We start from the raw sequence: 24,642 nt of genomic DNA, 5'->3' as shown, positions 1-24,642 counted from the left end.
TTCAACAAATTGCTTGAGATAATCATTAGGTTATAGAGAAAGAGTATTCGAGTTTTTATAGAAAAAACTCTCATAGAAGGCTTCGCCGAATATTAAATTTTATTAATTCTTTAATACAAATAAGCAAATAAGCAAAGGGATGTATTCAAACTTTTACTTCAAAAAAGTTTTCATCATGGCTGCGCCATATACAGAACCTAATAATTATCATCAATTCAATAAATTGCTTGAGATAATCATTAGGTTCTGTGCATTTCTTTGCTTACTGTACCTTAAACTTGTGTTTAACGGAAAGTTGTGATACTATTGAATTGCGGTTTGCTACAAATAATTGCCTCATTGCCTTTTAAGGGCAGTGTCACAATTTAATCTGAAAGGATCTGTTCTCGATGTCGGATAAAAAAGAAACTTTTCAAAAAGAAGAAAACATGCGTCTTACTTTAAAGCTACGTGAGCTCGTCAATCAAATGCCGGTATTTTGCGAGACGTTTTTTCGTGGAATCGAACCAACCACTTCCATTAAAACCAGAATCGCCTATGCCTTTGATCTAAGGAGCTTCTTTCACTATTTGACTGAAGAGGTCTTTGATCCCGGCGAAAAGAAATCCATGAAGGAAATCATCATAGAAGAAGTAGAAAACCTCTCTCCTATCCAAATTGAAAAATTCATGGAGTATTTGTCCTTCTACTCTCTTCCCCACTATAAAAATTCGGATGAGTTCGTAACCTATACAAACAGCAATACGGGCAAAGCAAGAAAGCTCTCTACATTAAGGACTTTCTACAAGTATTTTTATAAAAAGGAGATAATCAAAAAAAACCCGGCACTTCTCGTTGACATACCAAAGATTCGTGAAAAGCCCATCGTGCGCCTTGAGGTTGACGAAGTTGCAAAACTCTTGGATATTATAGAGAATGCTCAACATCTTACCAAGGATCAAAAGAAGTACCATCAAATCAACAAGGAACGGGACATGGCAATGATCACTCTGCTTTTAGGTACCGGCATTCGTGTTAGCGAGTTTGTGGGACTTGACATTAATCACTTTGATTTCAACAACAACAGTTTTGTAATAACTCGAAAAGGCGGAAATCAGGTAGTTTTATACTTCAGCGATGAAGTGGCTAGAGTGCTTCTTGATTATCTTGAGATAAGAAATTCCATTACCCCCTACCCTGGACATGAAAGCGCTATGTTTTTGTCCTTGCAGAAAAAGAGAATTGGAGTTAGCGCCGTGCAGAAGCTGATCAAAAAATATACCGAGATAATAGCTCCCCTGAAGAATATATCTCCTCACAAGCTAAGGAGTACATTTGGAACAAACCTTTACAGAGAAAGCGGAGATATTTACTTGGTGGCAGATGTTTTGGGACATAAGGACGTAAATACGACCAAGAAGCATTATGCGGAAATCAGCGACGAACAAAGGCGCAAAGCGGCTAAAATGATAAAATTAAGGGATGACAGCTGAAAAGATGAAATCGTTAGAATTAATCAGCCGGTTGTTATGAGTCATACATAACAACCGGCTGATTTTAATGTTCTCTATGCATCCATCTTTCAAATTTGTGTTTCTTTTCCTGCTCAAACTCAACGGTGTCGTCTATATCAGGCAGACCGTCTATTTCAACGAACATGTAGTCTTCATCTGTTCCGATGAGGCAATCCATACAGTCATCGCATATCTTCATTACGTCAAGATCGCAAACCTTGCATTTTGCACAATCGTCACAAATTTTGCTCTCTTCCAATACGCACATTTTAAGCATATAAATCACCCGCCTTGTTCATACTTGTTTTGCCAGACTCTTTTTTGTCACCTTTATTTTAACATATATCGGTTATCCTATCAATCCATTAGACAGAGTAAACCGTTATTTGATCTAGATAGCCCTTTATCAAATCCAAATTACCCAAGGTAGTACCTTCACCCACGTGAACAGTTGCAGTAGCTACCGCATACTTAAATGCTTCTTCCAGATTTCCTGTCTGTTCGTATTTATATACAAATGAACCGACCATGGAATCACCGGCACCTACGGTATTTTTAACCTTTACCTTTATTCCGTCTATTTTTTTAACGAAGTCACGGGTTACTAAAAGGGCGCCCTCTCCACCCATAGACAATAGCACTACATTGACACCACTATCTATAAACTTATAGCATGCTTCCTTGATGCTTTCAATAGAATCCAAGGGATTGTCAAATATCTCTTCGAGCTCGTGTATGTTTGGCTTTATCATAAAAGGTTTCGCCCTTAGTGCAAGCTTTAAGGCCTCCTGTGTCGCATCCAGAACTACCTTTGCTCCTTTTTCCCTGCTCTTTAATATCATTGTCTCGTAAACGCTTTCTGACATGCCCCCGGGAAGACTTCCGGAAAGAACGACCATATCCCCCACATTAATCATGGAATAAAGACTTGATTCCAATGAGTCCAAGTACATGGAATCAAGCTCATCCCCCTTTTCATTTATATCAGTTACTTCTTCAGTTGCAGTGTCTACGATTTTAATGTTTGTCCGGGTGCTTTTGTCTGTAAATATAAATTTATCAATTATACCTGCATTTTTTAGTTCCCTTGATATCCATTCTCCTGTATTGCCCCCAAGAAATCCTGTTGCGGTTGTTTTGCCACCGGCATAGCTTATGGTTTTGGAGACGTTGATTCCCTTGCCGCCAGCTTTTTTATAGGTTTTAGAAGCCTTGTTGACTAATCCAGGTTTGAATCCATCCACTTCAATGCTGTGATCAACAGCCGGATTTAAAGTAACTGTTATTATCATTTTAAACACTCCCTATTTTCATTTATAATATCGCATCCAGCGTTTTTATATTTAATATGAACTTCTTTATCAATATTATTATCGGTAAGCAGGTAATCCGCAACGTCCAAGGAAGCAAATGAGTATCCGAACACTTGATCAAATTTGTCTGAATCTGCGACGATGAACTTATTTTTCGAATTTTTAAGCATTATTTCCTTGATCTTTCCCTCACCTATGTTGGGCGTGGTGAAACCTGCATTAAGATCGATTCCGTTGGCGCCTACAAAAGCCTTATCCACATGCAGTTTGACGATGCTGTCTAAAGCTATGGCTCCGGTTATGCTTTTGGTGCTTTTTCTAAGCTCTCCCCCCAGCATGACCAACTCAACTGTATCAGAGAAAGACAATTCCCAGGCTATCTGAATGGAATTTGTAATTATCTTAACCTGTTTGTCCATTATTGCCCTAGCTATCTCCAAGGTAGTTGAGCCCGAATCTAAAAATATAGTTTCGTCAGTATGAATATACCCTGATGCCAACCTGCCAATCGATTTTTTGCTTTCAGGATTTTCAGTTTCTTTAGCTGCGATATTCGGCTCATAGCTTGCTCTTTTCAAGATTACTGCTCCTCCATGAGTCCTGGCCAATAGTCCCCTGCGCTCCATTTCCTGCAAATCCCGTCTTGCAGTGGAATCGGATACTTCAAATTCAGATGTTATGTCGCCTATGCTTATTCGCTTTTCAACCTGAAGTTTTATAAAAATCTTTTCTTGACGCTCCTCGGTAAACATATTTATTCCCCTTCTCAAATACGATTGTTTGTGGCTGATAATGAATACATATGACTGATTATGATTATATCATTATTAAAATAAGCGGTCAAACAAAATATCTTGACAAGAACACAAATAGAGTATATCCTAATAGTTAATTATATAACAATATCTAAACTCAAGGATTGATTCTGAGAGCAAGGATGGTAAAAATAAACGATAAGATACGTTGACCTGACTATAAAAAAGAAGGGTTGGCATGAATATTTGTATTTTTATGCCTTGTTTCAGTTGAGACAAGGTTTTATTTTATTGTTTTGAATATTAAAAAAGGATGCAGATAATATGAATGATTACCGAATAGAAAAAGATTCTCTAGGTGAAGCAGAAATCAATAATGCTGCCTACTATGGCATAAATTCTTTTAGAGCATATAAAAACTTCGCCTTAACGGAGGAAAAGTCAAACATATCATTGATACGAAGCATTGTCAGGATCAAAAAAGCATCTGCGAAGGTTAACAAGATCCTAGGGTATCTGGGTAAAGATAAGGCTGAAGCCATAATAAAAAGCTGTGATGGAATACTTTCCGGAGATTATGATGACGAGTTTATAGTTCATCCCCTTCAGGGCGGTGCAGGAACTTCTCTAAATATGAACGTGAATGAAGTAATCGCAAATTTAGCTATCGAAAGCCTCGGAGGAACCAAAGGCGAATACGGCATTATTAACCCTCTTGACGACGTTAATTTAAGCCAAAGCACAAACGACGTATTCCCCACTGCAATGAGAATAGCCTGCATAGAAAAAACCAGGCTTTTGGCAGAACGCCTTGCAGAGCTTCAATCAAGCCTTCAGAAAAAGGAAGAGGAATTTGCAACAGTCCTAAAGCTTGGAAGAACCCAGCTTATGGATGCCCTCCCCATCACTTTAGGGCAGGAATTCGGCGCTTATGCAAGAGCCATATCGAGAGATAGATGGCGCATATATAAAGTTGAGGAACGGCTCAGAGAAACAAACCTGGGCGGGACAGCTATAGGAACTGGGCTTAATGCTTCATTGGAGTACATATACCGAATCACAGAAGAAATAAAAAATGAAACGGGTTACGGACTTTCCAGAAGTGATTTATTGGTAGACACTACCCAGAACATGGATGTTTTTGTTGAAGCTAGCGGTCTATTGAAAGCTTGTGCCGCTAATTTAATAAAAATATCAAACGATTTGAGGCTTATGGCTTCAGGTCCCAAAGGCGGTTTGGGAGAAATCAAGATGAAGGCATTGCAACAGGGCTCCACAATTATGCCTGGAAAGGTGAACCCTGTAATCTGCGAGATGGTTTTGCAGGTGTCTTATAAAGTGATTTCAAACGACCTTGCCATAACCATGGCAGCAGGCGCAGGTCAGCTGGAGCTCAACGCATTTTCACCGTTGATAGCCCACTCCATACTTGAATCTTTTGAGCTTCTGATAAAGGCTGTAGAGAAGTTTGATAAGCTGTGCATAAGGACTCTGGAGGCTGACGAAGAAAGATGCAGGGAATACCTGGAAAGGTCCACTTCCCTGTCGGCAGTATTGATTGACATTTTAGGGTATGAAAAGGCATCGGAGATAGCAATAGAGGCTTTCGAATCAGATATCACAATAAAGGATTATCTGACTGCTGAAGGTATCTTGCCTGAAGATCAAGTAGAAAAATTATTTGACGGTTACAGGATAACAAATCCGGGAAGGAGCAAAAAATGAGCTTAAACAGCACCCCAAAGGCGAACCGCGTTCATATAGCGTTTTTTGGCAAGACAAATGCAGGAAAATCAAGTCTTATAAATGCGGTTACAAATCAAAATCTGGCCATAGTATCCAAGGTTAGAGGAACCACCACAGATCCTGTCTACAAGTCCATGGAACTTTTGCCTATCGGTCCGGTTACCATGATAGACACAGCAGGATTGTGCGATGAAGGAGAACTTGGAACGCTTAGAGAAGAAAAGACCCTTGAAGTACTGAACAAGACGGATATTGCAGTCGTGGTATTTGAATGCAGCGAAGAAGCAGATTTTTCTTTCGAAGTGAACCTTGTGGAGAAAATTAAAAATAGAAAAATACCTGTAGTCCCGGTATTAAATAAAAATGATTTAGTGGATGATCATTCAACTATTAAGAAAAATATAGAAAAATCTATAGGTATGAAGCTACACAGCGTTTCGGCCTTAAAAAAGCAAGGGATAGAGGAGCTTAAAAACTTTATCGGAAAGCTAGCGCCTGAGGATGAAGACAAGTTCAAAATAATTGGCGATCTTATCTCACCGGGAGACTTCGTAGTATTGGTTACCCCCATCGACAAGGCCGCGCCAAAAGGAAGGTTGATATTGCCGCAGCAGCAGACCATCAGAGACATCCTGGAAAGCGATGCCATGGCTATAGTGACCAAAGAGCACGAACTAAGAGATACGCTTAATAAGCTTGGAACCAAGCCCAAAATGGTAGTTACAGATTCACAGGCTTTTTTAAAGGTCAGCGCCGATACCCCTGACGATATTCTTATGACTTCATTTTCCATACTCTTTGCAAGACACAAGGGGGATTTGAATGTTTTGGTGAAGGGAGCTAGAAAAATCGATGATCTTGAGGACGGAGATAAGATATTGATAGCTGAAGGATGTACCCACCACCGTCAGACGGATGACATTGGCACTGTAAAGATTCCAAGGTGGCTTAGACAGATGACGGGGAAAGACCTGGAATTTCATCATGTATCAGGAGTGGAATTTACAAAAGACGTAGAGCAGTATGGGCTGATCGTTCACTGTGGAGGCTGCATGCTAAACCACAGGGCGATGGGACATAGAATAGACTCGGCAGACGGCTTTGAGGTTCCCATAGTCAACTACGGAGTATTAATCGCATACGTTCACGGCATTCTAGACAGGGCACTTGAGCCCTTCCCCCTTGCCAAGATGATATGGGAAAAGGAGGCGTGATTTATGAATAACAGAATCGGAGTTGTAGGCATTGTTATAGAAGATTCACAACAGGTGGATAAAATAAACGACATACTCCATGTTCATGCCGGAGTCATTGCCGGAAGAATGGGAATTCCCCACCCCAATGGACGGGATGTAAATGTGATATCGATAGTCGTAGATGGAACAACAGACGATATCGGAAGCTTGACGGGAAAACTTGGAGTATTAAATGGAGTTAGCGTAAAAAGCGCATTGTCCAAAAAAACATATTAATCGGAGGAAAATTATGAAAAAATTTATAGATGACCTGAAAATCCACACACTCCTTGAAGAGGGCAAAAAAGCTTCAAGGGAGGATATCTTAAGGATTCTAGATAAATCAAGGAAGCTTCAGACCCTTTCAATAGAGGAAACCGCATGCCTGTTGCAATGCGAGGACGATGAACTCGTAGACGAGATGAAAAACACGGCAAATTATATAAAAGAAACTATCTACGGAAACAGAATAGTGATGTTCGCCCCTCTTTACGTTTCAAACCACTGCGTAAATCAGTGTGGATACTGTGGATTTAAATGTGAAAATGATTTCGGAAGAAGAAAACTAAGGGATGAGGAAATAGAAAAGGAAGTAAGGATAATCGAGAATATGGGTCACAAGAGAATCGCTCTGGAAGCAGGAGAAGATGATGAGAACTGTCCTATTGACTACATACTTCATGCAATGGATGTCATATATAAAACCAAGCTGGACAACGGCAGCATCAGAAGAATCAACGTAAATATAGCGGCGACTACTGTAGAAAACTACAAAAAGCTAAAAGAGGCGGGCATAGGAACGTACATCTTGTTTCAAGAGACTTATCATGAGGATACTTATAAAAAATATCATATTTCCGGTCCTAAGTCCGACTATCTCTACCACCTTACAGCCATGGACAGGGCTATGGAGGGTGGCGTTGACGATGTAGGCATAGGAGCTCTATTTGGCCTTTACGACCATAAATTCGAGGCATTGGGGCTGTTGATGCACAGGGATCACCTTGAAGAAAAGTACGGAGTAGGTCCACACACTATTTCAGTGCCGAGGATAAAAAAAGCCAAAGGCGTCGCTGCAGAAAAATTCCCTTACGGGGTTAATGACGAGGACTTTAAAAAACTGGTAGCCATATTGAGATGCGCTGTTCCATATACGGGGATAATCCTTTCAACAAGAGAGAACTCTAAAATGAGAGAAGAGCTTATTCAAATGGGAGTTTCACAGCTTAGCTCAGGCTCGCGAACTGAGGTTGGAGGATACAGTGACAAGGATAATGTAGAGGATCAATTTGAAAAGGCGGATAAAAGACCTTCCGCCGATGTTATTGATTCACTATTAAGGCAAGGGTTTTTACCCAGCTACTGTACCGCATGCTACAGGGCGGGACGAACTGGAGATCGGTTCATGCAGGTAGCTAAAAGCGGCAATATCCACAATTTATGCCATCCAAATGCAATGCTGACCCTTAAAGAATATTTGATGGATTATGCGGATGAAGATTTGAGAAGGCTTGGAGAAGATGTAATAAAAAAGAACATTCAAATAGTGCCAAGCGAAAAAATGCGGGAAATTACATTGGATAGGCTGGCTAGGATAGAAGACGGGGAAAGAGATTTGTTTTTTTAATATAAAATTCAGACTGATAAAAGGGACTATCTCATTGGATAGTCCCTTTTATCAGTCCATTGCATTATTGAATTCTTCTAAAGCTATTGAAAGTTGATCTGGGCAGGATGTAGGTCTTCCGCTGCAACCTATGCCTTTAAGCCTTTCTATAACAGCAGCTATATCCATCCCTACCAACAGGCTGGAAATACCACTTGCATTGCCTTCACAGCCTCCTACGAATTCGATGCATTTTATGGTGTTTCCTTTCAATGAGATGTTTATTTCCCCTGAGCATACGCCCGTTGTTTTGTAAGTGAAGTTTTTAGTATCCAATATGAAGTCTCCTGTTCTATTAATTATTATTTATTTCAGCCATGCTTCCATAACACTTTTGGCTATTGGAGCTGCTGCGCTTCCACCCGATGAACCGCTATACTCGAGAATAACAGCTACAGCAATTTGAGGGTCATCTGCAGGAGCGAATCCCATAAACCAAGCGTGTTCGTTCCCTCCCTCAGAAGAGGATTTTTCGTTTTGAGCCGTTCCGGTCTTTCCGGCAGTCAGTACGCCGGAAATTTTGGCATTTTTACCGGTTCCGCTATTGACAGCTTCCACCATCATGTCAGTCAGCTTCTCGGCAGTTTGAATAGATACCGATGTGCTGTATTCTTTAGGTGTCGCACTGAATAATATATTCCTGTTGATATCGGTTATATTGCTGACTAAATAAGGCTCCATCATGACTCCATCATTGGCGATTGCCGATGCGGCCATTGCCATCTGGATGGGAGTAACCAGTATCTGTCCCTGCCCTATTGCGGAGGCGGCAAGCTCAGTCTGAGCCATCTTTTTATATGGGAAAGTGCTCTGCCTAACCGATAGGTTAAAGGGCAGATTCTTATTCAGCCCAAAATTTTCAGCACCGGATTTCATTATGCTTTCTCCGAGCTCTACCCCCAAGGTGGCAAAGTAGGTATTGCTGGATAGGGAAAATGCCTTTGTAATATCAAGAGCCCCATATGCTCTAGATCCAGAATTCCTGATGGTCATTCCATCAATTGCCACACTTCCGGAATCTTCAAAAGTGTAATTTTCATACCCGTTTTCCAGCGCAGCCGCTGCAGTTACCAGCTTGAAGGTAGATCCTGGTGCGTATAATCCCTGTAGGGATCTTGATAGAAATGGCGAATCTTGAGATTCTAGCATAGAGGACCAATTTTTAACCAAATTTGATTCATTAGGATTAAATATCGGGTTGCCGGCCATTGCCAAGATCTCTCCTGTTTTGGGATTGACGGCTACAATAGCTCCATTTCGGCCTTTCAACAAATTTAGAGCTTTCCTTTGAAGGTCATGATCGATAGTAAGGTGGAGGTTGTTTCCAAAGCCGTCCTCCCCTGTCAATTTATTTTTTATATCCAAGACATTTCCTAAAGGAGTGTTTCCGCTTAATTCCTTTTGATAAACAGACTCGAGAAATGAGTTGCCATATATTATTGAATGATAACCAATCACATGGCTGTAAAGTCCATTGTGGGGATAAATCCTCACTTGGTCAGTTCCCTCTCCCTCGCTATAGGCTAAGGTTTCGCCGTCTCTGTCGAATATGGAACCTCTCAGTTTGTTGTTAGCGTATTCCCACTGGCGTTTGTTGTAAGAATTTGCCACCACAGATTCTTTTAAAAATATCTCGAAGTATGTCAGATATCCTATGAGGGAAAGAAAAAGTATACATACTATTGCCAAAACTCTAAGAGCCTTTTTATTTTCCTTCATGATTGTCCTCCACGTGAAATGATTTTCCACTTGAAATTGCCTGTAGCACGCCCAGGGCTATAAAGCTTGAAATCAGTGAGCTTCCTCCATAACTAATAAACGGAAGGGTAATGCCTGTGAGGGGAATCATCTTAATCACGCCACCTATTATTATAAAGGTTTGAAAACCCACCATGACAGTAATGCCAAGAGCGAGAGCCTTGTAAAAAACATCTTCGATTTTTAGAGAAATCTTTATCCCCCTGTATACCATAAGAAAATAAAGTAAAATTACGCCAGCACCTCCGAAAATGCCCATTTCCTCACATATTGCTGAAAAGATAAAATCAGTGTGGACTGCGGGTATAAGTTCCGGTCTTCCAAGGCCAATTCCGGTACCAAAAAATCCTCCGCTGCCTATGGCAAAAAGAGATTGTGTAATTTGATATCCTTTTCCGGATATATCAGCCCAGGGATCCAGCCATATATCAATTCTTGTCTGTATATGGCTAAGAAAAAGAATTCCGGATAATCCGCCGAGAGCCGCTAAAATCACATTGGCAATCATGAACTTGACATTGCTTTCAAAAATATACAACAGAGTGAAGTAAATTGAAAAGAACAAAAGGGCGCCTCCCCACTCTCTTTGCAAAATCAGAAAACCCATGTGCATATACGAGAGGATTCCGTAAATATATATGCTTTTCACTTGAATATCGTGTCCCTTAACAGTGAAATTTAGGCTTTCAAGGCTATCTCTGTGCTTATAGTAGCTTGCAGAAAAAAATACGAATAGAAGCTTTATAATCTCCCAAGGCTGTATGGTGATGCCGGCTATGCTGATCCAGTTGATGGCCCCTCCTATTCTTCTGCCAAAAAACAATGTCAGGGAAAAAAGAATAAAAGATAATAAGGGATAAATATAGTAAAGCCTTTTAGAGCTCCAAACCGGGAGTGCATTGAACAACAGATAGATGAAAAAAAACAGGCAGGTACCGCCTAAAAACCAGATTATTTGTTTCTGTCCAATTTCAGGATTCAGCCTGTAAATCATCACAAGCCCTATGCTAACAAGCATTGAGGCTATAAGAAATAGATACTCGTCTCCCCAGCTCTTCCATTTGATCAAAGTATAAACCAGATAAATCAACATGATAATGCCAAGGCCCCATAAAAGCGTGGAATAGTCATTATTACCCTCGTAAAAAAAGATAAGGATAAAGGCCAAGACGTTGAAAAGCATGACCATTCTGACGGGCTTGTAAATACTATATATGTTGTCCATAATCAAACCTCTCTGACATCAACGAAAATAAAATTAAGCTGACCCAGATGCACAGTATCCCCGTCAGTCAGCTCATATGGTTGAGAATCAATTTGTTCATCGTTGACAAATGTTCCGTTTTTGCTGCCTAAATCGTACACGTACCATGCGCCTTTCTTGTTGTGAAAAGCAGCGTGTTCTCCTGATAGAAAAGGGTCCTTGATGCATATCTCGTTTTTGTTGGATCTTCCCAAAGATGTTGCCCCATCAAGAAAATAACTCTCTTCAACTCTAAAGTTCAAGCTTTCTCTCCTGTTTATGAGCTTTAAATATGGATCTTTACCGCTGAGCTTTTTGCCGGTATGGGTCGTAGTTGATATGTCTAGGTATATGAGCCGGATAATCCCATAAACAAAATAATATATTATGACTATAAAAATATATCTAAAAACAGTTGAAAGTATCTCAAACATTTTGTCCACTCCTTTTCAAGCATGACACGCCTAAGAAATATTATATAGATTAATCCAGCTTCTTGCAATTAAAGGTTTTGTAAACATTAGCCCACAAATAAAGATACCCTGACGCACAATGCAATCAGGGTATCTTATCTCTATATAATAGAGGGATAATATGGCCGATTTTAAAAAACTAACTGCTGCAAACCTTCTTTTCAATAACCGCTTTGACTAGCTTGTTTTCCAGTTCTACCGCCTTATAATCGAAGCCCATGTTTTTTAAAGTGGTTTCAAACCAGGGCGGTATGTGCCCGCATAAAACATTAAGCTGAAAAAAGGGTGTTTCTTCAAGTAGCGGAAGTAATAATTTCTTAGATGAAGCGTCAGGGAATTGAATTAGAGCCTCTTTAAGGTTAAAGGTCAATATGCCTTCATCCTTTTTTAAAAGACCGGTTTGTGTGGCAGAAGGATTTTTCGGCGTGGTATCATCCATCATTGGTATAAAGCTGTTTAATATATCTGAAAGATCTCCATCGACTTCCCAAAGCTCAAATCCTGCACTTTCAAGTAAATTATAGAAAATACCTGTTATTTTTGAGGCTAAAAGTATTTTACAATCTCCAAGTGAGGAAAGAACGTAATTGGCAAAATTTCGCCTATCACTTAAGGAATCAGAACTAGATCGGCTTGAAAATATTTCTTGAACCTGCCTGGTTTTAAAGTTGTCGATTTCAAATATTTTCAGGGCGGACCAATCGTTTATAGAGACGATTTTGTCGTTTTTATCCAAGCAGCATGCGATTTTCATCAAGTCACTTCCTTATCAACAAAAAAAACGACACATCTATTTAAAAATAAATGCGCCGTTGCCTTTGACTTTTTTACAATTATAGCACAAGTGTTACAAGATAGCAATTACTTATTGAATAAAAATTTAGATTTTATGGTAATATAGATATATAAGCTAAAAATGTGCATAAAGGAGGTGTGGCTCGTGAACGTTCATTTTGATAAGAAGAAAGTCATAAGATTTTTTATTAACCTAGCTGCAATTATTGGTGGAACTTGGTTGGTATTTAAAACATTTCAATATATAGCTCCTTTTATATTTGCCGCGTTATTGGCTTTTTTGATCGAGCCTATTGTGGGGTTTTTAATCCGGAAAAAGATACCAAGGAAAATCGCCTCCTTTGTAGCGGTTATATTCCTTTTGGGAGTGCTTTCATTTGTGGCCACTTTTATTGTCTTAAGAATCGTCTCAGAAGCAAGGGATTTATTTGAGGTAATCCCTGGTCTGTTTAATGAGGTTTACCTAAAGGTGATGGAAATAAGTGAAGGCAGCAATAATCTCTTTGCCGGATTGCCTGATGAAGTAGCAGCCATTTTGAGAGATGTCTTGGAGGGTATCATAGCATCTGCAGGAGAAATAATAAACGACCTTGTGAGAAGGGTATTGAACACAGCCATATCCATACCTTCAGCTGTAATATTTTTATTTGTGATGATTCTTTCCACATATTTTATTTCCAGCGACAGGGATAAAATAACAAATTTTATACACAAACAGGCACCCCAAATTTGGATAAACAGATTTGAAGACATAAAGATAAGTATACTTAATTCAGTAGTTAGACTGCTCAGGGCTTACATGATCATAATGAGCATTACTTTTACAGAACTTCTCATAGGATTTACAATAATAGGAGTGCAATATGGACTGGCATTAGCGGCAATAATCGCAGTGGTTGATATTTTGCCGGTCATAGGTACAGGAGGATTTTTAATACCCTGGTCCATAATTTCATTTATCAATGATGACTTCAAGACAGGAATTTCCTTATTGGTCCTTTACGGCATCGTTATGATCGTAAGGCAGTTGATCGAACCAAAGATAGTAGGCTCTCAGATTGGCGTACATCCTGTTTTGACCTTGGGGGCTATGTTTGTAGGAATTAAGACCCTTGGTGGCATAGGTATCATTATGGGTCCTATTATCTTTCTCATATTGAAAAGCGTAGTACAAGTTGTTTTCAGGCACCAGTCCCTCAAGGAGCTGCTCCTTTCAGAGGACAAAAAATGACTTAAGGATCGGTTTCATCAACTTGATTACTTCCGACCCTTAAGCCCTTCGCGCATTAGTCATCTTTGTTCCTTCCCTGTGGCTAATGTGGATTCAAAGGCTATCGATTCTATCCTTTAAGGCTTTACCCTTTTAAGATTTGAACCTTATTCCTTTGTACTTCTCTTATACCCGCCAATATATTTTTTAAACACAAAATAAGCTTTTTTATAAGAACACGCATAAAAAGCCTTAAGGATCGGTTTCGTCTTTTATTGACTACTCCCGATCCCTAAGACATTTCCTCATTAGTCATTCCTTCATTCCTTTCAGGTGGCTAATGTATTTTATCAAAGTACCGATGATCTTCTTGGGACTGCCTGCTCTTCTATCACTCGTAAGTTTCCTTTATTCGACATTTGCCGCAGCTGTCGGTTAGTCGATTTGAAAGGCTTTTGACTAATTTTTTGGGCTCCCATTCTTCAATCATTTTCCTTTGTCACTTATAATATACCCAGTGTAATAAGGTATAAACACCGGGTTCATATCTCATAACCTGCGAACTGGCTCTTGTACAAATCTGCATAGAAGCCGTTTTCTTCCATTAATTCATAGTGATTTCCCATCTCAATTATGCTCCCCTTGTCCATTACAAGTATTGTTTCTGCGTTTTTTATGGTGGAAAGCCTGTGGGCAATGACAAAATTGGTCCTGTTTTTCATCAAGGTTCCCATAGCCTCTTGTATGAGAAGCTCCGTTCTAGTGTCTACGCTGCTGGTAGCCTCATCCAAGATCAAAATCTGGGGGTCTGCCAACAGTGCCCGGGCTATTGTAATCAGCTGCTTTTGTCCCTGGGAAAGATTGCTTGCCTCTTCGTTGAGAACCGTGTCGTAACCATCCTGCAAAGTCCTGATGAAGTGGTCAGCTCTTGCTGCAGTCGCTGCGCTGATCATCTCATCTTCTGTCGCTTTTTCCCTTCCATAGAGAATATTGTCACGAATGGTTCCGTTAAAAAGCCAGGTGTCCTGCAAGACCATCCCAAAATGTCTTCTAAGCCTGCTTCTGCTTAGGTTTCTTATATCCACCCCTCCGAGAGTTATTGCACCTGAATCGATTTCGTAAAACCGCATCAATAGGTTCACCAGCGTGGTCTTTCCTGCCCCTGTAGGACCAACGATTGCCACTGTGTGTCCTCGTTCCACCTTTAAGTTCATGTCATTGATCAATGGGACTTCCGGGGTGTAGCTGAAATTTACTTTCTTGAATTCAACAGAGCCTTCAAGCTTATCGTTAAAGTCATCTTCTTTATTATCGGAGACTTCTTCAGTTTCGTCTAAAACCTGGAACACCCTCTCGGCGCAAGCGATGGTTGACTGCAGGATGTTTGCGATATTTGAAGTTTGTACGATGGGCATTGTAAATGACCTTGAGTATTGGATAAATGCGAGTATATCTCCAATCTTGAGTATGTCTCCCGTTATCCATATGCCTCCGATAACGCTTATGAACACGTAGCCAACGTTACTTATGATATTCATAAGGGGGAACATGATGCCAGAGACGAATTGAGCCTTCCAACCCTGGTTGTAGAGCCTTTCGTTGACTTCTTTGAATTTTTTAATGGAATCCGATTCCATGTTGTAGGCTTTGACGATCTTATGGCCAGAAAACATCTCCTCCACATGGGCGCTTAAGTCACCAAGTTCCTTTTGCTGAGCCGCAAAGTACTTTTGAGCCCTCTTTGCCACGTTGGCGGTAACGATAACGTAAAATGGCAAGGTGGCTATTACAATTAGTGTCAGCACAGGGCTTATCGTAAGCATCATTACTATGTAGCCTATAATCGAGACTGTTGAAGTTATCATCTGGGTTAAGCTTTGCTGCAAGGTGTTCGCTATTGTATCAACATCATTGGTCACACGGCTTAACATGTCTCCGTGAGGATGCTTGTCGTAATAGCTTAGGGGAAGCTTTGAAAACTTAAGATCAACCTCCCTTCTAAGATCTCGAACAGTCTTTTGGGATACTCCAGACATTACAAGTCCCATGGATAAATTGAAAAGGGAGCTTAAAACGTACATTGCCGTCAGAATAACAAGTATCTTGGCGATATAATCGAAGTCGATGCCAAGGGAAGACACAAAGCCCTCCTGCAGCTTGTTGACTGCAAGTGCCATCACCCTGGGTGCCCCGATATTGAAGGTAGTGCTTGCCAGTGCAAGAAAAAACACTGTGACCAGGTGAATTTTGTATGGCTTCAGATACAATAAAAGCCTTCTGAATGTTCCTTTGAAATCCTTTGGCTTTTCAACTGGCATCTGCATGGCCCGCATGGGACCTCCCCCCGGGCGCAAAGGATTTCCACCGGGTTTATGGTCTTGGTGACTTCTGCTTTTAAATTGATTTTCACTCATGAGACTCCCTCCTTTTCCATCTGGGAGGAAACGATTTCCTGATAAACGCTGCAGCTTTTTAGAAGGTCTTCATGCTTTCCTGTACCCGTTATTTTTCCCTTGTCAAGTACGATGATTCTGTCTGCATCCATTACAGTGCCTACCCTCTGAGCGATTATTATTACTGTGGCATCTTTTGTTTCGTCTTTAAGAGCCTTTCGCACCTTGTAGTCTGTCTTAAAATCAAGGGCTGAAAAGCTATCGTCAAAAATATATATATCAGGTCTTTTAACCAGTGCCCTGGCAATTGACAACCTTTGTTTTTGTCCTCCGCTTAAGTTGCTGCCTCCCTGGGTTATAAGGTGTTCGTACTTGTCGTTGAATCCGAGGATAAATTCTTCAGCTTGTGCAATGGCTGCCGCTTTTTTGATTTCATCCGTGTCAGCTTCCGGGTTTCCCACAGCTATATTTTCACGGACGGTACCTGAGAATAATACGGCTTTTTGCGGAACAAACCCTATCTTGTTTCTGATATCTCTCATAGCCGCTGATTTTACGTCAACTCCGTCTATTAAAATCTCTCCGGTAGTCGTGTCGTAAAACCGAGGCAACAGGTTTGCAATTGTAGATTTGCCGGAACCGGTGCTTCCGATTATTGCGGTGACTTCTCCCGGTTTAGCACAGAATGATATATCCTTTAAAATAGGATTTTGAGCTCCCGGATAGGAAAAGGACACACTCTTAAACTGCACCGATCCCCTTTTTTGAAAATTATTATTTGCTATCCTTGGGTCTACTATCCCAGGCCTTGCCTCGAGAACTTCATTTATTCTATTTGCTGCAGCTTGAGCTCTGGGCACCATGACGAACATCATGGAAAGCATTAACATGGACATCATTATATGCATAGCGTATTGGGTAAATGCGCTTAGATCTCCCAAATTCATGTTCCCTCCGGCAATCCTGTGGGAGCCCAGCCAAAGAATAGATACTGAGCTTAAGTTCATTATCAGCATGATTACAGGCATCATGAAAGCCATTATGCGGTTAACCTTGATATAAGTTTCTGTTAAATCAGTGTTTGCATCATCAAATCTTTTCTCTTCCAGCTTGCCGGTGTCAAAGGCTCTTATGACCCTGACCCCGGTTAGCTTTTCCCTGGTGACGCGGTTGAGCTTGTCCACCTTGCGCTGTATCTGGGTAAAGAGTGGAATTACTTGTCTTGATACTATCAATATGAAGAGAGCGAGAAATAATATGGCAATCCCAAGCATTCCCGTTAAAGGAACATCCCTTGAAAGAGCCATGATTACTCCACCCACAGCCATCATGGGAGCTGAAATCATCATGCGCATGATCATTACCGTCACATGTTGGATTTGGTTTATGTCGTTTGTATTTCTTGTAATCAAGGTAGATGTGCCAAATAAATCGAATTCCTCCAATGAAAAGCTCTCTACGTTCTCAAAGACCATTTCCCTTAAAGACCTTCCAAGACCCACAGACACCTTTGAAGAGAGATAGGCGGCTGTGATGGCGCTTATGCCTGAAATAACGGCAATAACCATCATCTGAGCGCCTGTTGTGAATATAAAGCCCGTGTCGCCCTTCATCACGCCTTCGTTTATGATGCCTGCCATCAAAGTAGGCAAAAAGAGATCTCCGATTGTCTGGAGAAAGATTAGAGAAAGTATGAATACAATTTGAAGTTTGAACGGTTTTAGATATATTGCAAGTTTAATCATTAAGACACCTTCTTTTCCCTATTCCACAGCAATCACCCTATATATGCCAGTCAAGTTTTCGTGGAGATGCAATATTTGGCTTCTTCGTCTTTCGTATTCGCCATCGATGCCTACAAAATCTCCTCTCTTTTTATTTGCCCTCTCAAACTGCTCCGGTACGGATGAGTAGAATTCCGAAAGCGGTATTAGCTTGTCAATCAATGGGATGTACTTGTAGGCATAAGTCCTAAGCTTTTCTTCCAGCTTGATGAAGTTTTTCACCTTGATGTCGTTTTCTATGGTGTACAAAAAGTTTTTGATCTCCAAGAACTCCCTGTTCAGATCGTCGACGCTTAGACCTGTGGATTGGGCAAATGCTTTTTTGACTTTTGAGCGTGAAAAATAAGGAAGAGATTTGATTTCTGATTCTGTAAGTCGTATAATTTCCAAGTATTCCAAAATATCCGAATAAACCAATGCGAACATATCTTCCAGGTACTTATTATCCTCCTCTGATTCCATTGCTTGCTTGTTATTTTTATTCCACGGAAATATTCTCACTTTATGTCTCCCTTTCTGATATGGCTATAATAGCTATTTTACAAATTATATTTTAGCTAATCAAGTAATATTTTGCCTATTTGCTAGGATGCCAAAAATTCAACCTTGATCCTGATAAATTCCTCAAGGTCATTTAGAAACTGAAATAGAATTGCCCGGCTTTCAAACTCTTCCCTAGTTGTTGGAAGAGGTGAAATTCTGTATTTGTTTCTAAGGTCCTCTATCCGCGTTATAAGCTCCGTTGCAGGATTTTCTTCATCGAATTCCCTTGACACCGCATATGTAAATTCTGCCAGTGGCTTTGCCTCTTCCAGGGTAGTAAAGACGTTTTTACAATGTTCCTGCATATAGCGCATCCTTCCGACCTGGCTTTTTCTCATAGAGAAGTACCTGGAATAATAGTCATCTGTCTTGAAATAGTAGCTGTTGATATATTCGTAGGACTTTTCAAGACCATCTGCGATGAGTCCACGCAACTTGGCAATATTTGAGCTGACCCCTTCTATTTTACACCTGCTCTCCAGGCATGAGGCCATCATGTTCAAAGTCTCCTTGAAGGTTTCGTCAGTGTCTTTCATAATTTTTCTTATCTTGTCTTCATAAACAGGGACATGGAGATTTAATAACAGGGCTATTGTTATTCCGATGGCAAGAAGAGAAAGCTCGTTTAAAATGACGTAGAAGTCAACTTTTCCTATGTCGTAAATATGGCTGACCAGCACGGTATTGACAACAAGTCCCGCCTTGGCATCAAGCTTTAATACAACCGGGATGAAGATGATAAGATAAAGTCCAAAGCCCCAAAGGGTAAAGGATGTGAGATGGAGAAACAAAGACGCTATGCTGATGGCTATGACGCCGGTGTAGAGTCTCTGGAATCCGAAAAACAGCGACTTTCTCTTAATCTCCAGAAGACTGAGCATCGTTATAACTCCTGCAGACATATAGTAATCCAGTCCCAGAAGCTTTCCTGTGATTGAAGCTAACAAAACTCCTACAGTTATTTTTAAAGTTAGATAAAGAGTGTTTTTCATTCTTGTGACCTCCCTCTAGTCAAATAGATCTTCTTAATGATATATTATGGATACCCAAACTCGTTGACACTAAAAGTACTTTTAAATAAATGTGTAAATTCCCAGGCTTTCGGGTATAATAGTTGTTGTTGAAAAATTGTGAGGAATGTGATGAGGATGTTAATAACAGAAGGATTGAACATGATTTATAAAAAGGATGGAAAAATCGCTCTTAAAGACGTAAACATCAATATAGAAAAAGGTGAATTTGCAGCTCTTCTCGGGCAAAACGGAGCTGGCAAGACCACGCTTATAAACATATTGTCCGGAAACGTAAAAAAAACCTCCGGCAAGATATACATAGGTGGATATGACTTAGACAAAAACGAACTTGAAACAAAAAAGCTGTTGGGAGTCGTTCCCCAGGAAAGTGGATTTGACAATTTCTTTTCTGTCGAGGAAGTTTTAAAAAAACAATCCGGCTATTTTGGAATCAAGAGGAATAAGGAATATATCCATCATCTTCTCAATCAGCTAAATCTGTTTGAAAAGCGAAACAACTATATAAGGGAACTGTCAGGAGGCATGAAAAGAAGGTTTCAGATGGCCAAGGCTCTGGTTCACAAGCCTGAAATCTTCATACTTGACGAGCCTACAGCCGGAGTGGATATCGAAATGCGCCATAATATGTACGACTTCCTCCTCGAGCTTCACAAGTCAGGCTTGACGATAATACTGACTACTCATTATATAGAGGAGGCAGAAAGACTTTGCGACAGGATAATGGTAATCAATTCAGGAGAGATCGTTGCCGACGAGCCCAAAGAAATCTTAATGGATAGATTCGGCCGGGAGGTTAGAGTGTCGATTTGCTTTGATGGTCCGGTGGATGCGCAGGAGTGGGAATCCTTAAAAAAGTTTCACGCAGAGGTTACTCATCATAACCAAATTGACTTCAAGGTTGACAAAGCCAAGCTTCCGGTCCTCTTAAACGCCATAGCCCTTAAAAGAGGAGATTTTGTCGATATATCAATTGAGAGAGAAAAGCTTGAAGATGTATACCTTCAGCTTATAAAAAGCAGAAAGGAATAATGAAATGAAGATATTTTACAATAGAACTGGATTTTTAACATTGCTGTTTCGCGAGATACACAGGTTTTCCAGAGTGTCCATTCAAACTATATTGGCTCCGTTGATATCAAATATCCTTTATCTTGGGATATTCAGCGGAATACTGAGCACCAGGTCTATTGCCTTTGAAGGATTCAACTACCTGCAGTTTCTAGTTCCTGGTCTTGCTACGATGGGTGCTATTTTTGCATCATTTCAAAACCCGTCTTTTTCACTGATATCGCAAAAGTACATGAATACGGTTCAAGATCTAAACAGCTACCCCATATCAGATATAGAAAAGACTACAGCTTTCATATTGGGGGGCATGGTGAGGGGAACTCTTATAGGGACGTTGACCTACGTCGCCACTCTACCCTTTGTTAGAAGCGGGATCTACTCCCCTGTTTTCTTCTTCTTCTCATTGATGCTTACCTCTTTTGTGTTTTCTTCAATAGGATTCATATCCGGTTTGGCACTTGATGGATTCGAGAAGATGAACTTCGTTTTATCTATAGTGATAACTCCGATGTCATACCTTGGAGGGGTGTTTTTTGAGATATCCAAGCTGAGCGGCATACTTTCTGCAATTAGATTCATAAACCCGATATATCCCCTGGTCAATATCACCAGATACGCATACCTGGGAGTCTATGAGGACAATATCTATGTACATGGCGCTTTGGCATTGATCTTTATGATAATCAGCTTTACAGCATCTCTGACCGTGTTCAAGCGTGGAACGGGAATTAAAATACAATGACATATAAAATTAAGGAAAAGGGTGATAATATGCAAAACATCGACAATTTAAAAGAGGCATATGCCAAGCTCTGTATTACCACGGGAATAAACCTGGAGGCGGGACAGACTTTGGTTATATCCGCTTCTGTTGACGGAGCAGAATTTGTTCGGATGGCTGCAAGGCATGCCTACGAAGAGGGTGCTAAAGAGGTACACGTGAATTGGAATGACGGGAAAATTTCAAAAATGAAATATCACTATGCTCCAATGGAGGTATTCGAAAAATTCCCTCAGTGGTATGCGGAAGGGATGGTTTCCTACGCTAAAGAAGGTGCAGCATTTTTGTCGATAATAAATCAGGATCCGGAGCTTCTAAAGAATGCAGATCCTAAAAAAATAGCCGCGAGCAACAAGGCCTCCTCAATCGCCATGAAGGAGTTCAGAAAATATACAATGAACAACATTAATTCCTGGTGCGTGGCGGCCATACCCGGTAAAGAATGGGCTAAGTCTCTATTCCCTGAACAAGAGGAAGAAGAAGGAATGGACATGCTTTGGGAAGCGATTCTTAAAGCAAATAGAATAGATTGGGATGATCCTGAAAAGGCTTGGAATGAGCATATGGAAAATTTAAGCAAAAGAATCAACTTTTTAAACGAGAGATCCTTTGACAAGCTGGTCTATTCTTCCAATAATGGAACGGAACTTGTTGTAAGTCTTCCAAAGGGACATGTGTGGACAGGTGGAGGAGAATACAACAGTAAAAGTAGATTTTTTATTGCAAACATGCCTACTGAAGAGGTATTTACCCTTCCCGATAAACATGGAGTGGAGGGAGTCGTCTATGGTACGAAGCCGCTGTTTTACAGCGGGAATATGATAGATGGATTTTACTTCAGGTTCGAAAAGGGTAAAATCGTTGATTTTGGAGCAGATACAGGGGAAGATGTTCTAAAGGGGCTTTTGTCCATAGATGATGGTGCAAGATATTTGGGAGAAGTGGCATTGGTTCCATACGACTCCCCAATATCAAACACAGGCCTGCTATTTAAAAACACCTTGTTTGACGAAAATGCGTCCTGCCACCTTGCATTGGGAAAAGCTTATCCCACGTGCATAAAAGACGGAGAAAAAATGAGCGATGAGGAACTGGAAAAGGCAGGTGTCAACGATTCTCTAACCCATGTAGATTTCATGATAGGTTCTGAGGATATGAAGATTACCGGCATTGACAAAAGCGGTAAAGAAACCCCTGTTTTCATAAATGGGAATTGGGCAATATAAAAATAAGATCAGCCAAAGAGCTGATCTTATTTTTATATGTTGTTATTGACGATTTCTCTTATAGCACCGTTGCAGTCGCCTTCATAGAGACCTCCGTGATAGCAAATGACTCTTTCGATATCGTAAGATGTAAGTAGCTCAAGAGACTTTGCTGCCTGATCTATATCTGGAGTAAATAAGGGATTGGCTCCAGTGAGCTTCCCGTGAGAGATGTTAAGGGTATCGCCTGCAATCAAGGTCTTGCTTTCTAAATGATACAAGCAGATGTTGCCCGGCGTATGTCCCGGAGTATGTATGACACGTACCCCTCCTGCAAAGTCCAGTAAGTCGTCGTGGTGAAGCAGTCTTATTATTTTTATGTCGGAGTTGTCTTCGTTGGCGTGGCTCTTATCCTTATGGAGCTTTTTCATGAGAAGCTTAACAAGTGAGGGCATCGTCTTTCCACTGCTTTTAATCAGTTCCCTATCTCCGGTTATATAACCTTTTTCCGCTTCGTGAAAGTAAACCTCTACGCTTTTTTCAACGGATTCCAAGATGCCGTGAAGTCCGCCTATATGGTCAAAGTCCTGATGAGTAAGTATAATGGTATCCAAGTCGCTGTATATTACTCCGTTGTCCGTGAATTGTTCTATGATGTTTTCGAGATGCTCGTTTCCTTCCAGTCCCGTGTCTACAAGAACAGTGCTTGACTCATCACTTATTACAGTCGGATATAAAAACCCTTCCTCCCCTGACATAAAGACCGGGAGCTTAAGCATGTATATCCCTTTGTATATCTTCACTAGTTTCACCTGACTTTCTTATTATCACACCAAATTTACAGGTTTCCCCTCCAAAAATGATTTGAGATTTTCATATGCAATCTTCATCAGCCTCTCCCTGGATTCCTTTGCAGCCCAAGCTATATGGGGAGTGATCAATACATTATCGAGACTGAACAAAGGACTGTCTTCCCTAGGAGGCTCTTTGCTTAATACGTCTAGTCCTGCTCCGGCGATTTTTTTATCCTTAAGTGCCTGGTAAAGAGCTTTCTCATCAACTAAAGGACCTCTGGCTGTATTTATCAGAAAAGAGGTTTCTTTCATGATATCAAGCACAGGCTCGTCTATGATACCCCTTGTCTCTTCAGTCAATGGACAATGAAGGCTTATGACGTCAGATTCTCTGGCAAGCTGATGAATGTCTCCACACCACTCAAGCTCATCAAACTCGTTGGTTTGAGGCATGCTTCTGCTGTGAACGGCGATTTTCATACCCAAAGCCTTTGCAATTCTAGCCGTCTGCCGGCCTATCCTTCCAAAGCCTACGATACCCATGGTTTTTCCTGAAAGCTCTGTCAAAGGATTATTGAAGAAGCAAAAATCCGTGCTACTGGACCATTGTCCGGACTTTACCGCATCGCTGTGCAGCTGCACGCGGTGGCATAGCTCCAGCAGAAGTGCAAATGTAAACTGGGCTACCGCGTGGGTGCCGTAATCCGGTATGTTTGAAACCACCGCACCTGCGTCTTTGGCTGCAGCTATATCTACAACGTTATAGCCTGTAGCCAATACTCCGACGTATTTTATATTTTTGTTGTTTTTAAACAAGTCTTTATCGATGGACGTCTTGTTTGTAAGAACTATTTCAGCATCGCCTATGTGATTGGAGATTTCATCTCTGGAAGTTCTGTCATAGACAATAAGTTCACCTAGTTTTAAAAAATCATTCCAAGATAAATCCCCTGGATTTAATGTATATCCGTCAAGTACTACTATTTTCATTTCATCACCTCTGTAATTCATATGATAGCATATTATGCTAAAACTTTCTAGGAATCTCACTCTTCTATTGACAGAGAGGAGCTTGATTACTTGAAAATTAATTCCATAATAAAAACTGTTGTAACTGAGCTTAGTGCCACAGTCAAAAGACTTTTTTCCATATATGCAAGTAGTATCGCCACTGTCATCCCGGCAGATGCAAAAATGGGATTACCTGTTGAAAACAGTATTGCAGGAAAAGTCATGGAACCCAGAACTGCATAAGGCAGATAAAACAAAAATGACTGAACCCTATGTGATTTTATCCTCTTGCTAAATAAAACCATGGGTAGGACTCTGACGGCGTATGTGATTAAAGCCATG

24 protein-coding genes are annotated in these 24,642 nt (G+C 40.6%); 9 read left to right on the top strand and 15 right to left on the bottom strand.

Annotated elements, in window-relative coordinates; genetic code table 11:
- The first annotated feature begins 389 nt into the window (after positions 1 to 389).
- The gene (locus BUB93_RS01070; RefSeq protein WP_073269210.1) at positions 390 to 1,472 is read left to right on the top strand and encodes a tyrosine-type recombinase/integrase; all 1,083 of its coding nucleotides are present in this window, start codon (positions 390 to 392) and stop codon (positions 1,470 to 1,472) included.
- 64 nt (positions 1,473 to 1,536) lie between these two features.
- On the opposite strand, the gene BUB93_RS01065 is transcribed toward BUB93_RS01070, so the two are convergent.
- The 3 genes from BUB93_RS01065 to BUB93_RS01055 all read right to left on the bottom strand — a co-directional run bounded on the left by BUB93_RS01065 (position 1,537) and on the right by BUB93_RS01055 (position 3,558).
- Complete coding sequence (locus BUB93_RS01065) at positions 1,537 to 1,770, bottom strand: hypothetical protein (protein WP_073269209.1); 234 nt, start codon at positions 1,768 to 1,770, stop codon at positions 1,537 to 1,539.
- Between the two features lie 88 nt (positions 1,771 to 1,858).
- Positions 1,859 to 2,785: a 1-phosphofructokinase gene (gene pfkB, locus BUB93_RS01060; RefSeq protein ID WP_073269208.1), complete on the bottom strand. Its 927-nt coding sequence runs from the start codon at positions 2,783 to 2,785 to the stop codon at positions 1,859 to 1,861.
- Complete coding sequence (locus tag BUB93_RS01055) at positions 2,782 to 3,558, bottom strand: DeoR/GlpR family DNA-binding transcription regulator (RefSeq protein WP_073269207.1); 777 nt, start codon at positions 3,556 to 3,558, stop codon at positions 2,782 to 2,784. The genes pfkB and BUB93_RS01055 overlap by 4 nt, the downstream gene beginning before the upstream one ends.
- A 327-nt stretch (positions 3,559 to 3,885) precedes the next feature.
- Between BUB93_RS01055 and BUB93_RS01050 the strand changes: the two genes are divergently transcribed.
- Genes BUB93_RS01050 through hydG form a run of 4 tightly spaced genes read left to right on the top strand, consistent with a single transcriptional unit; the run spans position 3,886 to position 8,169 of the window.
- On the top strand, positions 3,886 to 5,286 hold the full coding sequence (locus tag BUB93_RS01050) for an aspartate ammonia-lyase (protein ID WP_073269206.1): 1,401 nt from the start codon (positions 3,886 to 3,888) through the stop codon (positions 5,284 to 5,286).
- A complete protein-coding gene (gene hydF, locus BUB93_RS01045) occupies positions 5,283 to 6,521 on the top strand; it encodes a [FeFe] hydrogenase H-cluster maturation GTPase HydF (protein ID WP_073269205.1) in 1,239 nt (412 codons plus the stop codon). Before BUB93_RS01050 ends, hydF begins: the two co-directional genes overlap by 4 nt.
- Positions 6,522 to 6,524: 3 nt before the next feature.
- Complete coding sequence (locus BUB93_RS01040) at positions 6,525 to 6,779, top strand: TM1266 family iron-only hydrogenase system putative regulator (RefSeq protein WP_073269204.1); 255 nt, start codon at positions 6,525 to 6,527, stop codon at positions 6,777 to 6,779.
- A 13-nt stretch (positions 6,780 to 6,792) separates the two neighbouring features.
- Complete coding sequence (hydG, locus tag BUB93_RS01035; RefSeq protein WP_073269203.1) at positions 6,793 to 8,169, top strand: [FeFe] hydrogenase H-cluster radical SAM maturase HydG; 1,377 nt, start codon at positions 6,793 to 6,795, stop codon at positions 8,167 to 8,169.
- Positions 8,170 to 8,220: 51 nt separating this feature from the next.
- On the opposite strand, the gene BUB93_RS01030 is transcribed toward hydG, so the two are convergent.
- The 5 genes from BUB93_RS01030 to BUB93_RS01010 all read right to left on the bottom strand — a co-directional run bounded on the left by BUB93_RS01030 (position 8,221) and on the right by BUB93_RS01010 (position 12,436).
- Positions 8,221 to 8,484, bottom strand: coding sequence for a TIGR03905 family TSCPD domain-containing protein (locus BUB93_RS01030; RefSeq protein ID WP_073269202.1), 264 nt, complete (start codon positions 8,482 to 8,484; stop codon positions 8,221 to 8,223).
- A 30-nt stretch (positions 8,485 to 8,514) separates the two neighbouring features.
- On the bottom strand, positions 8,515 to 9,927 hold the full coding sequence (locus tag BUB93_RS01025; RefSeq protein ID WP_073269201.1) for a peptidoglycan D,D-transpeptidase FtsI family protein: 1,413 nt from the start codon (positions 9,925 to 9,927) through the stop codon (positions 8,515 to 8,517).
- The gene (locus tag BUB93_RS01020) at positions 9,914 to 11,191 is read right to left on the bottom strand and encodes an FtsW/RodA/SpoVE family cell cycle protein (RefSeq protein ID WP_073269200.1); all 1,278 of its coding nucleotides are present in this window, start codon (positions 11,189 to 11,191) and stop codon (positions 9,914 to 9,916) included. The genes BUB93_RS01025 and BUB93_RS01020 overlap by 14 nt, the downstream gene beginning before the upstream one ends.
- Positions 11,192 to 11,193: 2 nt before the next feature.
- Positions 11,194 to 11,643: an FHA domain-containing protein gene (locus tag BUB93_RS01015; protein ID WP_073269199.1), complete on the bottom strand. Its 450-nt coding sequence runs from the start codon at positions 11,641 to 11,643 to the stop codon at positions 11,194 to 11,196.
- A gap of 178 nt (positions 11,644 to 11,821) precedes the next feature.
- A complete protein-coding gene (locus tag BUB93_RS01010; RefSeq protein ID WP_073269198.1) occupies positions 11,822 to 12,436 on the bottom strand; it encodes a Fe-only nitrogenase accessory AnfO family protein in 615 nt (204 codons plus the stop codon).
- 186 nt (positions 12,437 to 12,622) lie between these two features.
- On the opposite strand from BUB93_RS01010, the gene ytvI reads away from it, so the two are divergent.
- Positions 12,623 to 13,708, top strand: coding sequence for a sporulation integral membrane protein YtvI (gene ytvI / locus BUB93_RS01005; protein ID WP_159432046.1), 1,086 nt, complete (start codon positions 12,623 to 12,625; stop codon positions 13,706 to 13,708).
- Between the two features lie 521 nt (positions 13,709 to 14,229).
- Here ytvI and BUB93_RS01000 read toward each other — a convergent pair.
- The 4 genes from BUB93_RS01000 to BUB93_RS00985 all read right to left on the bottom strand — a co-directional run bounded on the left by BUB93_RS01000 (position 14,230) and on the right by BUB93_RS00985 (position 19,399).
- Positions 14,230 to 16,101 carry an ABC transporter ATP-binding protein gene (locus BUB93_RS01000; RefSeq protein ID WP_073269196.1) on the bottom strand — a complete coding sequence of 624 codons (1,872 nt, stop codon included), beginning with the start codon at positions 16,099 to 16,101 and terminating at the stop codon, positions 14,230 to 14,232.
- Entirely contained in the window at positions 16,098 to 17,825 is a 1,728-nt protein-coding gene (locus BUB93_RS00995) for an ABC transporter ATP-binding protein (RefSeq protein WP_073269195.1), read from the bottom strand. Before BUB93_RS00995 ends, BUB93_RS01000 begins: the two co-directional genes overlap by 4 nt.
- A gap of 18 nt (positions 17,826 to 17,843) precedes the next feature.
- Complete coding sequence (locus tag BUB93_RS00990) at positions 17,844 to 18,365, bottom strand: hypothetical protein (protein WP_073269194.1); 522 nt, start codon at positions 18,363 to 18,365, stop codon at positions 17,844 to 17,846.
- Between the two features lie 83 nt (positions 18,366 to 18,448).
- A complete protein-coding gene (locus BUB93_RS00985) occupies positions 18,449 to 19,399 on the bottom strand; it encodes an aromatic acid exporter family protein (RefSeq protein WP_073269193.1) in 951 nt (316 codons plus the stop codon).
- A 180-nt stretch (positions 19,400 to 19,579) separates the two neighbouring features.
- On the opposite strand from BUB93_RS00985, the gene BUB93_RS00980 reads away from it, so the two are divergent.
- From BUB93_RS00980 to BUB93_RS00970, 3 genes are read left to right on the top strand one after another with little or no spacing between them, the layout of a single operon-like run.
- On the top strand, positions 19,580 to 20,470 hold the full coding sequence (locus BUB93_RS00980) for an ABC transporter ATP-binding protein (protein ID WP_242945266.1): 891 nt from the start codon (positions 19,580 to 19,582) through the stop codon (positions 20,468 to 20,470).
- A 4-nt stretch (positions 20,471 to 20,474) separates the two neighbouring features.
- Entirely contained in the window at positions 20,475 to 21,251 is a 777-nt protein-coding gene (locus BUB93_RS00975) for an ABC transporter permease (protein WP_073269192.1), read from the top strand.
- Between the two features lie 29 nt (positions 21,252 to 21,280).
- On the top strand, positions 21,281 to 22,516 hold the full coding sequence (locus BUB93_RS00970) for an aminopeptidase (protein ID WP_073269351.1): 1,236 nt from the start codon (positions 21,281 to 21,283) through the stop codon (positions 22,514 to 22,516).
- A 32-nt stretch (positions 22,517 to 22,548) separates the two neighbouring features.
- Here the strand turns inward: BUB93_RS00970 and BUB93_RS00965 are convergent, their stop codons facing one another.
- The 3 genes from BUB93_RS00965 to BUB93_RS00955 form a co-directional block, all read right to left on the bottom strand.
- On the bottom strand, positions 22,549 to 23,298 hold the full coding sequence (locus tag BUB93_RS00965; RefSeq protein WP_073269191.1) for an MBL fold metallo-hydrolase: 750 nt from the start codon (positions 23,296 to 23,298) through the stop codon (positions 22,549 to 22,551).
- A 24-nt stretch (positions 23,299 to 23,322) separates the two neighbouring features.
- Positions 23,323 to 24,279 carry a D-2-hydroxyacid dehydrogenase gene (locus BUB93_RS00960; protein WP_073269190.1) on the bottom strand — a complete coding sequence of 319 codons (957 nt, stop codon included), beginning with the start codon at positions 24,277 to 24,279 and terminating at the stop codon, positions 23,323 to 23,325.
- A gap of 86 nt (positions 24,280 to 24,365) precedes the next feature.
- Entirely contained in the window at positions 24,366 to 24,605 is a 240-nt protein-coding gene (locus BUB93_RS00955; RefSeq protein WP_341465265.1) for an AzlD domain-containing protein, read from the bottom strand.
- Positions 24,606 to 24,642: the final 37 nt, after the last annotated feature.

This window comes from Alkalibacter saccharofermentans DSM 14828 (genome assembly GCF_900128885.1).
GTDB classification, from domain to species: Bacteria; Bacillota; Clostridia; order Eubacteriales; family Alkalibacteraceae; genus Alkalibacter; species Alkalibacter saccharofermentans.
The sequence above is the reverse complement of the archived record's forward strand: the minus strand, read 5'-3'. Positions and strand labels throughout refer to the sequence as shown.

What these genes read in the sequence shown, in the direction of transcription:
- BUB93_RS01070 (WP_073269210.1), top strand. Translation starts at nt 390, where the DNA reads ATGTCGGATAAAAAAGAAACTTTTCAAAAAGAAGAAAACATGCGTCTT.
- BUB93_RS01065 (WP_073269209.1), bottom strand. Translation starts at nt 1,770, where the DNA reads ATGCTTAAAATGTGCGTATTGGAAGAGAGCAAAATTTGTGACGATTGT.
- pfkB (WP_073269208.1), bottom strand. Translation starts at nt 2,785, where the DNA reads ATGATAATAACAGTTACTTTAAATCCGGCTGTTGATCACAGCATTGAA.
- BUB93_RS01055 (WP_073269207.1), bottom strand. Translation starts at nt 3,558, where the DNA reads ATGTTTACCGAGGAGCGTCAAGAAAAGATTTTTATAAAACTTCAGGTT.
- BUB93_RS01050 (WP_073269206.1), top strand. Translation starts at nt 3,886, where the DNA reads ATGAATGATTACCGAATAGAAAAAGATTCTCTAGGTGAAGCAGAAATC.
- hydF (WP_073269205.1), top strand. Translation starts at nt 5,283, where the DNA reads ATGAGCTTAAACAGCACCCCAAAGGCGAACCGCGTTCATATAGCGTTT.
- BUB93_RS01040 (WP_073269204.1), top strand. Translation starts at nt 6,525, where the DNA reads ATGAATAACAGAATCGGAGTTGTAGGCATTGTTATAGAAGATTCACAA.
- hydG (WP_073269203.1), top strand. Translation starts at nt 6,793, where the DNA reads ATGAAAAAATTTATAGATGACCTGAAAATCCACACACTCCTTGAAGAG.
- BUB93_RS01025 (WP_073269201.1), bottom strand. Translation starts at nt 9,927, where the DNA reads ATGAAGGAAAATAAAAAGGCTCTTAGAGTTTTGGCAATAGTATGTATA.
- BUB93_RS01020 (WP_073269200.1), bottom strand. Translation starts at nt 11,191, where the DNA reads ATGGACAACATATATAGTATTTACAAGCCCGTCAGAATGGTCATGCTT.
- BUB93_RS01015 (WP_073269199.1), bottom strand. Translation starts at nt 11,643, where the DNA reads ATGTTTGAGATACTTTCAACTGTTTTTAGATATATTTTTATAGTCATA.
- BUB93_RS01010 (WP_073269198.1), bottom strand. Translation starts at nt 12,436, where the DNA reads ATGAAAATCGCATGCTGCTTGGATAAAAACGACAAAATCGTCTCTATA.
- BUB93_RS01000 (WP_073269196.1), bottom strand. Translation starts at nt 16,101, where the DNA reads ATGAGTGAAAATCAATTTAAAAGCAGAAGTCACCAAGACCATAAACCC.
- BUB93_RS00995 (WP_073269195.1), bottom strand. Translation starts at nt 17,825, where the DNA reads ATGATTAAACTTGCAATATATCTAAAACCGTTCAAACTTCAAATTGTA.
- BUB93_RS00985 (WP_073269193.1), bottom strand. Translation starts at nt 19,399, where the DNA reads ATGAAAAACACTCTTTATCTAACTTTAAAAATAACTGTAGGAGTTTTG.
- BUB93_RS00980 (WP_242945266.1), top strand. Translation starts at nt 19,580, where the DNA reads ATGATTTATAAAAAGGATGGAAAAATCGCTCTTAAAGACGTAAACATC.
- BUB93_RS00975 (WP_073269192.1), top strand. Translation starts at nt 20,475, where the DNA reads ATGAAGATATTTTACAATAGAACTGGATTTTTAACATTGCTGTTTCGC.
- BUB93_RS00970 (WP_073269351.1), top strand. Translation starts at nt 21,281, where the DNA reads ATGCAAAACATCGACAATTTAAAAGAGGCATATGCCAAGCTCTGTATT.
- BUB93_RS00960 (WP_073269190.1), bottom strand. Translation starts at nt 24,279, where the DNA reads ATGAAAATAGTAGTACTTGACGGATATACATTAAATCCAGGGGATTTA.
- BUB93_RS00955 (WP_341465265.1), bottom strand. Translation starts at nt 24,605, where the DNA reads ATGGTTTTATTTAGCAAGAGGATAAAATCACATAGGGTTCAGTCATTT.